This window comes from Roseivirga thermotolerans (genome assembly GCF_014653175.1).
GTDB classification, from domain to species: domain Bacteria; phylum Bacteroidota; class Bacteroidia; order Cytophagales; family Cyclobacteriaceae; genus Roseivirga; species Roseivirga thermotolerans.
The window spans coordinates 785,930-801,048 of the sequence record NZ_BNAG01000002.1 but is presented as its reverse complement, the minus strand read 5'-3'; the positions used below and the strand labels follow the sequence as shown (position 1 = coordinate 801,048).

Annotated in this window: 11 protein-coding genes; 7 read left to right on the top strand and 4 right to left on the bottom strand. The window is 43.9% G+C overall.

Annotation, left to right across the window (positions count from 1 at the left end; translation table 11 throughout):
* The first annotated feature begins 12 nt into the window (after positions 1 to 12).
* Positions 13 to 441: a DUF4890 domain-containing protein gene (locus IE164_RS09405; RefSeq protein ID WP_189629960.1), complete on the top strand. Its 429-nt coding sequence runs from the start codon at positions 13 to 15 to the stop codon at positions 439 to 441.
* Between the two features lie 103 nt (positions 442 to 544).
* On the opposite strand, the gene IE164_RS09400 is transcribed toward IE164_RS09405, so the two are convergent.
* The 3 genes from IE164_RS09400 to IE164_RS09390 form a co-directional block, all read right to left on the bottom strand.
* Positions 545 to 2,962, bottom strand: a complete 2,418-nt coding sequence (locus IE164_RS09400; protein WP_189629959.1) for an ABC transporter permease — start codon at positions 2,960 to 2,962, stop codon at positions 545 to 547.
* Positions 2,963 to 3,087: 125 nt separating this feature from the next.
* On the bottom strand, positions 3,088 to 5,538 hold the full coding sequence (locus tag IE164_RS09395; protein ID WP_189629958.1) for an ABC transporter permease: 2,451 nt from the start codon (positions 5,536 to 5,538) through the stop codon (positions 3,088 to 3,090).
* A 54-nt stretch (positions 5,539 to 5,592) separates the two neighbouring features.
* Positions 5,593 to 8,016, bottom strand: coding sequence for an ABC transporter permease (locus tag IE164_RS09390; protein WP_189629957.1), 2,424 nt, complete (start codon positions 8,014 to 8,016; stop codon positions 5,593 to 5,595).
* 171 nt (positions 8,017 to 8,187) lie between these two features.
* Here IE164_RS09390 and IE164_RS09385 point away from each other — a divergent pair, with 171 nt between their 5' ends.
* From IE164_RS09385 to IE164_RS09370, 4 genes are all read left to right on the top strand, one after another.
* Positions 8,188 to 9,561 (top strand): sigma-54-dependent transcriptional regulator, encoded by a 1,374-nt coding sequence (locus tag IE164_RS09385; RefSeq protein ID WP_189629956.1) that lies wholly within the window; start codon positions 8,188 to 8,190, stop codon positions 9,559 to 9,561.
* Between the two features lie 104 nt (positions 9,562 to 9,665).
* Complete coding sequence (locus IE164_RS09380; protein WP_189629955.1) at positions 9,666 to 10,133, top strand: hypothetical protein; 468 nt, start codon at positions 9,666 to 9,668, stop codon at positions 10,131 to 10,133.
* Positions 10,133 to 11,491, top strand: coding sequence for a sensor histidine kinase (locus IE164_RS09375; RefSeq protein ID WP_189629954.1), 1,359 nt, complete (start codon positions 10,133 to 10,135; stop codon positions 11,489 to 11,491). The genes IE164_RS09380 and IE164_RS09375 overlap by 1 nt, the downstream gene beginning before the upstream one ends.
* Positions 11,492 to 11,592: 101 nt before the next feature.
* Positions 11,593 to 13,488, top strand: a complete 1,896-nt coding sequence (locus tag IE164_RS09370; protein ID WP_189629953.1) for a M61 family metallopeptidase — start codon at positions 11,593 to 11,595, stop codon at positions 13,486 to 13,488.
* Positions 13,489 to 13,579: 91 nt separating this feature from the next.
* Here the strand turns inward: IE164_RS09370 and IE164_RS09365 are convergent, their stop codons facing one another.
* The gene (locus tag IE164_RS09365; protein WP_229838602.1) at positions 13,580 to 14,185 is read right to left on the bottom strand and encodes an outer membrane beta-barrel protein; all 606 of its coding nucleotides are present in this window, start codon (positions 14,183 to 14,185) and stop codon (positions 13,580 to 13,582) included.
* A gap of 97 nt (positions 14,186 to 14,282) precedes the next feature.
* On the opposite strand from IE164_RS09365, the gene IE164_RS09360 reads away from it, so the two are divergent.
* Positions 14,283 to 14,543, top strand: a complete 261-nt coding sequence (locus tag IE164_RS09360) for an acyl-CoA-binding protein (protein WP_189629951.1) — start codon at positions 14,283 to 14,285, stop codon at positions 14,541 to 14,543.
* A 107-nt stretch (positions 14,544 to 14,650) separates the two neighbouring features.
* Entirely contained in the window at positions 14,651 to 15,115 is a 465-nt protein-coding gene (locus IE164_RS09355) for a hypothetical protein (protein WP_189629950.1), read from the top strand.
* Positions 15,116 to 15,119: the final 4 nt, after the last annotated feature.

The following is a 15,119-nucleotide window of genomic DNA, read 5'->3' as shown; positions in this document are numbered from 1 at the left end:
AAATTTCAATTCATGAGAAAGTTATCACTCTTATTTACCATGCTGGTGGCTTTTGGCCTGACAGCAGCCTACGCCCAAGGTGGTGGAGGCGGACAACGTGGTGGTCAGCGCGGTCAGGGAGGCCAGGGCGGTGGCCGAATGAGCCCCGAAACTGTAGCCAAAGAGCGTGCTCAAGACTGGCAGGAAAAGTTTGGTCTTTCCGATGAGCAATACAAAAAAACCTATGATGTATTGCTAGAAAATCAAAACACAATGCGCGAGAAAATGCGCGAACTGATGGCCTCAGGAGACCGAGAGGGCATGCGCAGCGCCATGGAAGAAAACCAAAAGGCCCTTGACAAGAAACTCAAAGAAATTTTCACAGAGGCCCAGTGGACCAAGTACGAGGCCTGGAAAAAGGAAAACCCACCGATGCAAAGGCGTGGTGGTAGCCGCGATTAAGTTGGCTTAGTTTGTTTTGGTTGACAAAAAGAGGTTGTATCGAAGTTCTCAGTTCAGGCTAAGCCCTTGCCTGTAACCGGACGTTAGATACAGCCTCTTGCCATTATTCATCTCTTAAAGTATTCGCAGGGTTGGCCACCACCGCTTTCATAATCTGGTAACTAACCGTTGCAATCGACAGAACAAATATCAATATCACGGGCAACACAAAGGAAGTCGCAGAAACACTGGTACGATACGCAAAACCATCGAGCCATTGGTTTGAAAAAAGATAACCAATTGGCAAGGAAATTATAGAAGCAATCAATAGCAGCTGACCGTACTCTTTGGTTAGTAGTACAAAAATATGCCTGGCCCCTGCCCCAAGTACTTTTCTGATGCTCAACTCTTTGGAACGTTGGGTCACATTATACAAAGACAAGCCAAAAAGCCCAAGCGAGGTAACCACTATAGCCAGTAAGGAAAAAAGCTCGAAAATCTGTCCGAACAAACGATCGGCCTTATACTGTCTGTCAAAGAAGGTATCCAGAAAAAAGTAATCGAAGTGGCTGGCCTCAAAACTGGTATCGAATGCTTCTTCAAGACTATCCATTAGGGCACTGCTCACCGGGGTATTCAACTGAATTAAAAAATACTTAACCCGATTGTGATTGGTATAGATGAATGGTTCAGAATCTTGCTTCAAGGACATTTGATTTACATCACCTGCTATTCCGACCAAAGTATACGGGCTCCCCTCATAATAAATCCGCTGCCCTACCTTGGCCGATGGATTTTCCATACTAAATAATTTCTGGGCCGCTTTTAAGCTTAGAATAATTCCTTCTGAATCTGCCCGATTGGGCCTGAAATGACGCCCATGGAGTATCGGAATCCCCAACACATCGAAATAATGTTCGTCTACTGCTATTTCTTTCAGGTATGCGGAAGGAGCATCTTCTCCCGGCCCTGAAGCCACGCTTCTCATTCGGGTTATTTCATACCCGGGAACTTCGGTGGTTTGTGTAACTCCTTGTACGCCTGGCAATTCATTGAGCGTGTTTATAAAGTTGCCTCTCAAAGTTTCTCTCTCCTGCTCAGGCACAAAGGGTTTCTTTACGGCTAAGCGGTTGTCCATAGAAAAGCCGAGCGACTGATTTTGCATAAAATTGAGTTGCTGGCGCACCACTAACGTAGCGATTAAAAGTACAACGGCTACTATGTACTGAAATACAGTGAGCACTCTTCGTAACCGCAGTCCGGACAACGAGTTTTTTGAACGTCCTTTAAGTACCACAGAAATCTTCTGCCCTGCATATAACCAGGCCGGATAACTACCAAAGGCTACAGACCCAAGCGTAAACAACATCATGAATAGTAGAGTAACTCCAATCTGAGACTTATCGAATGGAGTAAGAGGTATTCCCAATAATGATTCAAACCAAGTATTGGCCAACTGCAACACGGTGAGTGCCACCACCATGGCACACACATTTATGAGTAAGGTTTCGGTGAGGTGCTGCATTACCAACTGACTCCGAAGGCCACCCAATACCTTTCTAACCCCTGCTTCTCTGGCACGATCCAGAAGCTTTGAACTACTCAGGTTTACATAATTTACCCAAGCCATAACCATTATAAACACCCCTATTAGTGCGAGAAAGGCAATGGTTGTGGTATTCCCATTAGCCTCCAGCTCAAAGGCATGATGCGAGGTTAAATGAATATCTCTGATGTTCTGCAGCCCGAATTTCACACCCACTTCAGCAAACCACTCTCCTTCCGTACCTTCAAAAGCTGAATTAATTTTTTGCTCCACCGTTGCTTGGTCTGAAGACTCTGCCAGCTTCATGTAGGTGTAGAAATTACCCCATCCGAAATCACCGTCCAGGTTCCACTCTTTAGGCAAGCTGGCTATGGGTAATAAAATCTCATAGCTAACATGTGAATTCTCAGGAATGTCTTCAAACACCCCAGAAATGCTATAATTAATTCCCATGTTTTTAAACTGTAAGGTTTTACCCAGAGCCGCATCTTCTCCAAAAAACTTCTCTTTGAGCGATCTGGAAATAATTACTGATTCGGGCGAGTTCATAGCCTGTTGAGCATTCCCTTCCACCCAACGGTGTTCAAACACCCATAAAAGATCTTTGTCTGCAAAAAAGCCTTTGTCTATGTTGAAAGTTCTGCCTGTACCCTCTGAAAAATAGTGGGTTAGGGCAAAGCTGGAGAATATCTTGTCATGGTGAATTAGCCTACCAATATGTTCGACTTCGGGTACCCGCTCTCGAATGGCCGGTGTCATGCCGGGAAAGACAGAGGCTACACCATCATTCCAGGCCTCACCTTCTTCTACCCTAAAAATTCTGTACAGACGTTCAGCATCCGTATGATAGTTATCATAACTCTTCTCAAACCTTACGTAGCTAAAGATGAGAAAGCAGGCCACCATAGACATGGAAAACCCCAATACGTTTATTCCAGCAAAAATCTTTTGATTTCTGAAATGTCTTAAGGCATAAATAATGTTGTTCTTGACCATAATGAAATGAGTTATGCTTGACTTAATATGACCGGACCAAGTGGGCAGGGTCGGTGTATTTTGAAGGAAAAGCCTGCCTCTGCCCCATCGGTATATGTATATTTTTACTCCGCATGGTTTAGGTGTTACTCCTGACGAAGCGATTGAACAGGATTGAGTCGGGCGGTTTTTAGCGTTTGACTGGCTATAATGATTGCAGAAATAAGCAGCACCGCAGCTACAGGTAGCACAAAAAACATAATCCCAATGGGTGTTTGATACTCGTATCGGGCGAGCCAGTTTTCGGCACCCCAGTATACCAATGGCAGTCCCAGCGCATTGGCCAGCAGAATCAACACCATAAACTCTTTGGATAAAAGCCGAAGTATATCGGCCACCGAAGCTCCCAATACTTTACGTATGCCTATTTCTTTGGTCTTTTGAATGGCAGTATAGCCTACCAGTCCAAACAGCCCCAGGCAGGCAATGGAGATAGCCAAAAGTGAGAATAAGTTGAATACCTTGCCAAACTTCACGTCTGACTTGTATAGGTTATTGAAGCGGGTATCCATAAAGGCGTACTCAAAAATATCGCCCGGGAAAAAGTCGTTATAGGTGCTTTCAATATGGGCGATGGTTTCTTTTATGTTGTTGCCGCCCAACCGAATGTGATAAGTATCTCCGCCACCATCGTAGAATGGCAGTATAAGCAAAGGCTCTATAGATTCCTTGAGTGAACGATGATGGAAATTACTGGTAATACCTACTACATTCCACTCTTTTCCAAAGAAGAAAATCTTTTGATTCAACGCCTCTTGGGCTGACTGGAACCCAAGTATTTTAGCTGCTTTCTCATTGAGAATGGCATTGTTTATAAGATCAAACTCACGGTTATGATCGGTTTTTCTAAAACCTCGGCCAGCCAGCATTTCAATTTCATAAACATTGAAAAAGCCATAGTTGGCGGCCATGCGGTTGAGCATGTGACCATCGGCATCTCCCAGCTTTTTCACATCAAAGGTTCTTGGTAAGCGGCTACCAAACACATTTTGAGAAGTACCGGCACTAATCACATTGGGGTTTTGTTGCAGGGCATCGAGAAAGGCATGGATGTGGGTAACAAAAGTGGTATCGAGGCTTGTAATAGAAGGTCCTTCTACCGTTAACACTTGCTCCAGGTTTACCCCCAAATCTTGATTTTTCATATACTTGGTTTGCTTTACCACCAAGTATGTGCCGGCAATAAGTGCAGTAGAAAGTATAAACTGAAAGGTAACCAGCGACTTGCGCAATACCTGGCCTTGCGCACTTTTGCCATAGTCACCTTTTAAGGTTTGGGATGGCTTGAAAGAGGAAAGCACAAAAGCCGGATATAAACCGGAACACAACGACCCAATGAGCAGAATGATCAGCATCCATACGGCTACCGGCAGCCCCCCCATTTGCATGGCACCAAAACTTATAAGCGACAGCTGTTCTTCAATCAGGTTGTTGAAAGATACCTGCAGAGCCTGACCGAGCGTAACAGCGAGTGTAAAGGCTATGAGGTTGAGCAAGATAGATTCGGTAAGATACTGGCGTATGAGTTGAGCTCTGCTGGCCCCGGCTACCTTTCGAATACCCACCTCCTTGGCCCGTTGCAATGATCGTGAGGTAGTAAGGTTCACATAGTTTACCCAAGCCATGAGCATTATAAATACGGCCACCAAAATGAGAATCCAAACCATGCGGCCATCGGCTGTTTTATGAATTTCATACTCATAGTCTGAATAGAGGTAAATATCTTCTAAGGATTGTAGATGAAACTTTTCAAAGTTTCCTGTCACCTCATCGCCTCTGAAGTATTTATCCGAAAACTCTTGCAGCTTCTGTTCAAACGCGCGAGGGTCCACTCCCTCGGCTAACTCTATGTAGTGAAAATAGTCTGATCCGGTCCAGCTGTATCGTGCCGATTCACCCCACAGGCTAAATACGGTTTCGCGCGAAAGAATGGCCTCATACTGAAGGCTTGAGTTGGCAGGCGGGTCGGCAATTACTGCCGTAAGTTGCCACTGCTGCCGACTGGATCCCATGAGCACAGTAGTGCCCAAATAGTCGGCCCAGTTGGCCTCGGCTTTCTGAAAAACCTTTTGGGCCATAGACTCCGTGAGTACCAACTGGTACTTTCCACTGAGCATAGTTTCCGGGTTTCCGGCCAACACTCCAAGATCGAACATCTCCGCGTAGCTCGGTTCGGCCAGTAACAAAGCACTTACCGGTGTGGGGTGGTTGTCATATAAAAAGACATTATCTACAAAGGTGTTGACGGTGGTATGATTGACCACTTCCGGATAGTCTGCGGCCAACTGAGGCCCAACAGCCGAATAGGTGATTTGTCCGCGCTGTATGAGTCTGTCGCCTTCAAAACGCTCATTGATCACCCTGAAAATTCTATCGGATTTACTATTGTGCTTGTCGAAGCTTAGTTGAAAAAAAGCGTATTGCAGTACGAAAATAGAAGCCGTAAGACCTAAGGATAATCCGAGAATATTGATAAGCGCAAAGGCTCTATTCTTCCGGAATGACCTAAATGTTGATGTGATATAGTTTTTGAGCATACTAAGTTCTTTTGTGGCTTGGAGCCATTTTGAGTTATTCTGTTCCCTTTTATTTTATTCCTTATTCAATACCTCAGAGGGGTTTGCGCTGAGTGTTTTGCTTATCGTAAAGTAAATAGCCAGCAAAAGCAAACATGCAGTAAACACTATTGGTCGTAAGATATCCAACCAACTTATATCTATTCGCACGGCATATTGATTGAGCCATTGACTCAAATACCAATAAGTAACAGGCACTATTAAAAGTACTGCCAAAACCAACTGCCAAAAATGAGTCTTTGATACCACCGCGTACAACTGAGTACGACTAGCCCCCAGAACTTTACGGATGCTCAACTCTTTTAATCGGTGTTGAAGTGAAAGCAATAGTACGCTACAAATTCCGCTTACAGAAAGAATTAAAGCAACCACAGTAAGCAGGCCAAGCAACTCTATGGCCTGAGTTTCTCGCGCAAAGAGCTGGTCATAGTAGTCACTTAAATAGAAACTATGGTAGACGTTGCCCTTGAACAGTTCATTGAAACGACTTTTAATTGAAGCTTCAAGAATCGATAAATCTTGAGTTTGGTAAGCAATGGAATAAAAACCCCGGCTCTCGCTATCTAAAACAAATGCTGTTGGCAAATAGGGTTCGCCAGGCCCTAATTGATGGTAATCGGCTACGATACCAATAATTGTTCGCTGATACTCCTCTTCAGGACTGGTTATTTTTCGGCCCAAAACTGTCTCAAAAGGCAGTTCCGGAAAGAGTAACCTGGTGGCAGAAGCTGTTAAAACAACGCCATGATCATCGGCCGGATAGTCGTTTGAGAAGAAACGACCAGCTAAAAGCCCATGGCCATATAGGCTCAAAAAGTTATGATCTACCTGATGCTCGGCAATTGGCAAATTGCTATGCTCTGGTTGGCCCACCGGCCGAATACCGTAAGTTGATATGTGACTTCCCGGAATAGCATAAGAGGAAGCCACCTTCAGCACACCCGGAATATTCATCCACTCAGCTTTTATTATATCCGGGCGTTCAGAAAAGCTTTCATAGTCAAAAGCACGGGGACCTTTTACCACCAGAATGTTGTCCGTGGCAATTCCTCTATCAGTTAATTCTAAATGACGCGTTTGCTTCCATACCACTGAAACAGCAAGCAAAAAACTCAAGGATATAATCAACTGAAAGGTACCCAGGCCCTTCGATACTAAACCGGCAGAAGTTACTTGTTGGCTTAGCTTGTCTTTGAGGGCATTGCCAATAGAAACCCGCGAGACCAACATGCTGGAGCTTAAAGTAATCATCAGCAGTCCCATAATCCAAAGTAAGAGCAAAAGAGAAAGAGTAGAAAAATCAAAGCGAAATGATGAAGGTATTTGAGCCAGTTCGTTAAGCCATGGTTTCAGTAGCTGAAAGCAGGTAAGAGCCATTAATACCGCAATTGTATGGATAAATAAATGGCCAATAGCCCGTTGCAAGAATAATTGGGTAGAACTAAGTCCAAGAGTTTTCTGAATTCCCTGAGCTCTTATTTTTTCCAGGGCCAAAGCCACAGATATGTTAATGGCGTTTACCCATGACACTATAAGAATTATCACCGCCACAACCGCCACGGCCAGTAAGCGACTATTTGCTTTTTGAAGCCAGCCATTATTATTAAAGTCTGAGTATAAATAAATATCCTTAACATTCTGTATTTGAATGTATTGAGAATCACCAACAGAAGTGATTGGATTGAACTTGCTCAAAGCAGTTTTGAGTGCCTCTGAAACCTTTTCTTCCTTTACCCCGGCCGCTAATTTTATATAGAACTTCATTCTGGCCCATGACCAGGAATTCTGGTGAAAATCTACACCATGACGAGCACCAATACTCTCATATGATTTGATAAGCTCGAAAGAAAAATGACTTTGCTTCTCCCATGGGTCAAAGACGCCCACTATTTGGTAAGAGTGCCCATCATCGTCTGTAAACTCTTTTCCCACCACATCTGTATGCCCATAAATCTCTTGTGCCAGGGTTGAAGAAATCATGGCAGTAAACGGCTCCGACAGTCTAGAAATATCGCCTTGCCGAATGGGAAGTGAGAAAATATCGAAAAAATCCGGTGCCAAAGAAATGGCATTAATATCATCACGTAAGACTTGACGTTCGTCATTGGTAAATGAGGTGAGAATACCCCCACCCCCGGGCGAATACATAACCTTCGCCACAGACTCTAATTGAGGATACTCCTCTTCCAGAACAGTCTCCAGTGCCGGGTATAAATTGGGACTGGTGACTACCGCTCCATCTCCTTCTTCAACAAGTAACAAACGATATAGTCGGTCGCCCTCTTTATGAAACTTGTCAAACCCTGTTTCATAACTCAGGTAATAGGCAGCCAAAAGCAGTGTGGTAAACCCCACTACCAGGCCAGCCACCTGAATGCCCATCAGCGCCTTATGTCGTGAGAGTTGCCTGATATTCAGTTTGAGAGCGTATTTAAACATGCCATTTGATTAGCCAGTGTTATGCCATATTTTCAAAATACTTATTATCAGATACTTACAAAAATCAACTAGCCGTTAATCAATTAATTTGTTTCAATGTGAAACGTTCGCTTGTCTCATAATGATACAATTTATAGATTCGCCATCAGACCCACAATTACCCCCTTTCGCATGTCTAAAATTGATGGTAAAATACTGGTTCTTGACGATGACCAGGGTGTTTTATACACCGCCAAGATGATTCTCAAGCAGCATTTCGAAACCGTAGTTACTGAGAAAGATCCGCTAAAACTGGACTTTCTGCTGAATCAGGAAAAATACGATGTAATTGTTTTAGACATGAACTTCTCTTATGGCCTTACCAGCGGTAAAGAAGGGATTAAACTCTTGCGCAAAGTTCTGGCGAAAGACCCTGACGCGCATGTGCTCATGAACACAGCCTATGGAGATATAGATATTGCCGTGGAAGCCATGAAAGAAGGTGCTGTAGATTTTTTGGTAAAGCCCTGGCAAAAGGAAAAACTTTTGGCAACCGTTACAGCTATTTACGAATTGAGTAAAACCAAAAAGCAACTCGAAAACCTTAAGGCCAGCCAAAAAATTGTAGTACGAGATCAGCACAAGGCTTATGAAGAAATAGTTTCGGTAAGCCCTGCCATGAAACCTGTTTTTGAAGCCATTAAAAAAGTAGCAGCTACCGATGCCAATGTGCTCATTCTGGGCGAAAACGGTACCGGAAAAGAACTAGTAGCCAGGGCCATTCATAACAGCTCTCCGCGTGTTGACGAAAACTTTATAAAGGTAGACCTAGGGGCCGTTACCGAATCGCTCTTTCAATCGGAACTCTTTGGTCATGTAAAAGGAGCCTTTACCGATGCACATGAAAACCGACCCGGCCGTTTTGAAATGGCAAACCATGGCACCTTGTTTCTAGATGAAATTGGTAATCTTTCGCTAGCCATGCAGGCCAAATTGCTTACCACACTGCAGTTTAAGCAAGTTACCCGGGTAGGTTCTAATAAAGCTATTCCTCTAGATACCAGGCTCATTTGCGCCACCAATATGCCTCTCTATGAAATGGCCAGCGAAAAAGAGTTTAGACAAGACCTCCTATATCGTATCAACACAGTTGAAATTAAACTCCCCCCACTTAGAGAGCGAATAGAGGATATAGAACCCCTCGCCAGACATTTTCTCAAAATCTATGGCAAAAAGTATAAGAAGGAGAAAATGAGGCTCAATGAAACCACCATAAACAAACTCAAAGCCTACTCCTGGCCCGGCAACGTACGCGAACTACAGCATGCCATAGAGCGTGCCATTATAATGTCTAATTCTCCCCTCCTTGCTCCGGAAGATTTCTTGCTGGTAGAAAGGCCCAATCAAAATGTAATTGCCACTGACACTTTCAACATGGAAGAAATGGAAAAGCAGGCCATACAAAACGCCATCCGCAATGCCGATGGCAACCTTACACAGGCTGCCAAAGCCCTGGGAGTAGGCCGTAGCACGCTCTATCGAAAAATGGAGAAATACAAACTCTGAGAGGCATCTGCAAACCCATAATTCTCGCATGGCCTTCTTTTCACCTGAGCAGCCCCACATCTTTCGCCATTTCTCACTATTTTAGAATTTTCGACCAATCATAGATGCGTGTTTTTTTCATATTAAGCTTACTATTGGCCGTAAGCACTGCTTATGCCCAACAATCGATCGATGATGTGGCCAAAACGATTCGGGAAGCCCAATTGAAAGACGAAACCAACGACTGGGCCTATTGGGGCACTTATAAGTTCACACTCAAGGGCATTGACAACTCAACAACCACCCAACTACGCATAGACGATCAGACCACCGTACGCATGTACCTGCTGGCCAAAACAGACTGCTATATGTACTTCGATGTGCGCGATCAAAAAGAAAGTTACGTGTTTGGCACCAACGACCCCATAAGCCTGGAAACTGAACTGCAGGGCTATAAAGCAGCAACTTCCATTTATACCTACAAGAAAGGGGCATTGATGAATATTAACTTCGGTATTCGTTGGGGCTGCAAAAATATGCTAGACACAGAAATGCGATTGCTCGTGTTTTATGTCAATAAAAATGCCCGATAATGGAGTACAAGTACTTTCGCTGGCACATTATCGCTCGAATACTATTACTCCTTGCTCTGGGTTATTCCTCCATTTATGTACTCACTTCAACCCACTTTTGGCTTGTCTCCTTCTGGCTTATTCTGTCATGGCTGCTGGTATTAGTTAGTCTGATCCGATACATAGAACGATCGAAACGCGAACTCGCACAATTTCTACTTTCTATCAAACAGGGCGATTTCACCAACACCTATCACTTCAAGAAAAAAAGCGACCTCAATTATGCCTTCCATGAGATTAACGAAGTATTGAAGGAGCTAAGCCAGGAAAAAGCCTCCAATCTGCTCTATTTGCAAACCATTGTAGAACACGTTCGCGTGGCCGTAGTTTGCTACGACAAAGACCTTAAAATAAAGCTCTACAATCGCGCAGCACAGCAGTTGTTCGGCAAAAAGCAGATTACTTCGATAAAAGGCATAGAAAGCATTGCACCTACCATTGCCACCACCATAGTCCAAATGAATCATGGCGAAAAGGCTCTTATCAAAGCTCAACTCAATGGTCAGCTCTATCACCTATCGGTTTTGGCTACAGAGTTTCGCTTAAAAGAAGAAAACTTTAAACTGGTGTCTTTTCAAGACATAAAAAGTGAGCTCGATGCCCAGGAAATTGAAAGCTGGCAAAAACTCATTCGTGTGCTCACCCATGAAATCAAAAACTCGGTAATCCCTATCAGCACCCTTTCTGAAGTACTTTTGCAAATGTTGAAAACAGAGAACGGAAGCAAAGACATTTCCAGACTAGATGATGAATTAATAAAGGATGTAATTGGTGGAATTGAAACCATCGAAAGCCGTAGCAAAGGATTGGCCCACTTTGTTTCTACCTACGACCGGCTTACAAAAATACCTAAACCAAAAATAGCACAAACAAACATTAAAACACTGATAAACAATACACTAAAGCTTTTTGAATCAGAATTTAAAACAAGGCAAATCACCGTAGAAACTCCTAATCTCACCGGAGTGATTCAGGCCGATTCCGACCTTGTTGAGCAGGTAATTATTAACCTCATTAAAAACGCCATAGAAGCCCTCAATGCCTCAAGGTCGCCCGTAATCACCATATCTACCGAACCACTAGCAGGCGAACTACTTCTGAAAATTGCCGATAACGGCCCCGGAATTCCCGATGAGGTATTGGAAAACATCTTTGTTCCGTTCTACTCCACCAAAGAAGGAGGCTCCGGCATTGGCCTGTCCCTATCCCGACAAATTATGAGGCTTCACAAAGGGCAGCTAACCTTAGATACTTCGCCTCATACAGGCACCGTTTTCACCCTTCATTTTCCTACCAGAGCCTCAGCCCCCATTAAATAGGCAACATCGGCCTAGAGAATATTTTTTGCGTTTGTTAACATCGCATTCATAACAATCCTGTTTATTTGACGTCCAATCTGTATTACCAAAACTAATCTAGAATGAAGCAACTAAAATTTGTGCTGCTGGCACTGCTCTTAAGCACCAGTGTATTTGCAGCTGACCCCTATAAATATACCGTAGACCTAACCCGGGTGGCTGACGACAAAGTATTTGTAGAGCTGGAAACACCAAAAATAAAGGAGAAGGAAATTATCTTCTATATGCCCAAAATTATCCCCGGCACCTATGCCATTGCCGACTATGGCCGCATGGTGTCCGACTTAAAAGCCTATGATAAAAAGGGCAAACTAATGGAAGTGGAACGTTTGGACGATAACTCGTGGAAGATTAGCAATGCGAAAAAGCTACGCAAAATCACCTACATGGTAGAAGATACCTACGATACTGACAAACCCGGCCCAGATATCTTTCAACCTGCCGGTACCAACATAGAAGAAGGTAAAAACTTTATTATCAACACCTCGGGCTTCTTCGGCTACTTTGAAGGAATGAAGAAAGAAGAGTTCGAATTGAACTTCATTCGCTCCAAAGAGTTTTATGGAGCTACCGGACTTAAGGCCGAAAGTAACCCTCCACTAATCGGTAAGCTCAGCCCCGAAGCTAATCACCAAGATCTGGCTGTTGACCAGTTCAAAGTGGAAGACTACGATCGGCTGGTAGACTCACCACTTATGTATAGCAAGGCCGATACGGCCATTATTAAAGTAGCCAATACGGACGTATTGATTGCCAGCTACTCCCCCAACAAGCGCATAACGGCTGCTCAAATTGCCGAGAGCATTCGAGAGGTGCTTAGTGCTCAAAACGAATTTCTGGGTGGAAAACTACCAGTAGACAAATATGCGTTTTTGTTCTACTTTACCGATCAGCCCGTAACTTCTTACGGAGCCCTGGAGCATTCGTATAGCTCTGTGTATTATATGCCTGAGCAAACCATAGAGCAAATGCAGCAACAGCTGCGCGACTTCGCGGCTCATGAGTTTTTTCATATCGTTACGCCACTCAATATCCACTCTGAGGAGATTGGAAGTTTCGACTTCAACAACCCGAAAATGTCGAGACACCTGTGGTTGTACGAAGGCATGACCGAGTATTTTGCCGGTAGTGTACAAGTGAAATATGGCCTTGTAACTCCAGAGCAATACCTACAAATGCTACAGGAGAAAATTATTATCTCACAGCAGTTCAAAGATGAACTTCCCTTTACCGAACTGAGCCTTGGTGCTCTCGATGAGCATGCCGACCAGTATTACAACGTATACCAGAAAGGCGCACTCATTGGAGCAGCATTGGACATTCGCTTGCGCGAACTATCAGACGGTGCTTATGGAGTACAGAATATGATGGCCGACCTCTCCAAGAAATACGGTCCTAGCAAATCATTTAAAGATGAAGAGCTTTTCGATGAAATAGTTGACCTCACCTATCCGGAAATCCGCAACTTCCTCACTACCTATGTGAGCGGAACCACCCCTCTACCCTACAAAGAAATTTTCGCTAAAGTGGGGGTAGATGTTATTGACAATGGCACTACCAAACAACACTCTTTTGCCATTAACCAAAACAATATTACTCTGGTGCAACACAAGGGTGAGCAGCGTTTGGCTATTGGTAATGAAGCCGCCAACGATGCTCTGGCCAATGCTTTAGGGCTTAAGAAAGGCGACATAATTCTTGCCATGAATGGCGATAAGTTTCCGGCCTATGGCCCCGAGCTTAATGCCTTCTTAGGCGCTCAGGTGCAAAAAATACCGGGTTTAGAAACCTTCACCATGACGGTTTGGAGAGAAGTAGACGGAGAAGGCAAAGAAGTGAAGCTTTCTGCCAAAAATCAGCAAGTAGAAGTTCAAATACCGCTGGGACTTCAGTTTACGGAAAACCCATCGGAAGAACAGCTTAAACTACGCGATTACTGGTTGAAACCCGCCAGGTAAAGTGTAGACACTTACGTTAAGCCGGAAATAGCGACTCTATCCCCCGCTATTTCCGGTTTTTTTTATACTCCGGCTACGCCAATACGCTGAGTCAATAATCATTAAGAAAATTGAGGCCTACGCTAATCACCCATTGCCTTTGCTTTGGAATGAACTCGCGCCCCAACAAACGCCCAAGGCTCTCCCCGGTTTTGCTTAAACCAAACTCGTAATTGATATCAATCATTACGCGGTCAAAATCGCCCCCAAGTCCAAAATGCCACATCATGCTGGTTCGGTTGTAGCTATCGCTCACCTTCTCTATCTCATTTAAGAATGAGCGATGGCCCGAAAGCAGAATACTGAAAGAGGGTCCCATTTGCAGACGTAAATTACCTATTCGATAGCCAATGTCTACAGGAAGTTCCAGCGTATTGAATTCAAAATCGGCTCTCGGATTAAAATTGGGCACATTGTCATAATTGAGAAACACCAATTGGGTTTTGATTTTTGAAAGCAGCACGGACGGTTGTACGTATACATTTTCTACATTGGCCCGAAAGAAAAAACCAAACTGATAGCCTATCTCAGAACCTCCTTCCGCCAGATCTATCTCGCTATTATCCAGCGTCATTTTTGCCGTAAGCAATTTAGCCACCGGTCCCGCCTGATAGAATCTGCTGTAACTCTCCTGGCCAAACATTGGTTGCTGGCTCATTAAAATCACAATCAGGGTCAGGCAAAGTACTCGGAGTTTCATTAGGCCAAAAAGAAATGTTTTCTAGATTCGCATCAAGATATAGTTAAAATTTCAGATGAGCTTACAAGAAAACTTCGAAAATGCTGCAAAATCGGCAAATAATTTAAGCGAGAGACCTTCTAACGAAGACCTGCTAAAAATATACAGTCTCTACAAACAAGCCACTCAAGGCAACAATACGGAGGACCCTCCGGGAGGCTTTGACTTTAAGGCCGCTGCCAAATACAACGCCTGGAAAAAGCTGGAAGGCATGAGTAAAGAAGAGGCCATGACACAATATATCGACCTTATAGAGCGTCTTAAATCCGCTCAATAATATTTTTTGAGCAGGCCTGTGTCCGACACGTATTCAAAAAATTAGAAACCGCATTTGCAAATTTCTTTGCATATTGCAAAAGGTTATAAAACTCAAATATTACAACAATGGGATTATTCAGTTTCGGTAAGAAAAAAAAGAAACCGGTTCGTTCGTGCGACCTTGAAGGCTCGCTTCTTGAGTTCGGAGAAGGTTACTTGCTTACCTCCTCTCAAATCATCAAATCAAAACGGTTTTGGGATAACAAAATGGTAGAGCCGGAAACTCTGGCTTACTCCAAAGCGCACTTTGAGCGCAAAGACGAGATGGGTACAAAAATGCGTACCATGATTTTTCAAAAATACAGCTCTCAGGAAAAACCCTGGTTGGTTGGAGACGGTCAGGTCAACCAATTTGAAATAGACAAAAATCAGGCGCGAGAGTATGCTCAAAAATGGTGGGAATCCGAGTTCACCTTTATTCCGCCCGATGCCGGTGCAGCCGAAAAGGTGCTGAGCAACGATGAATTTGAGCAATGGAAAGAATACGCCATCATGAAAGCTGGCGAAACACAATTGAAAAAAATAGGTTAAAAAC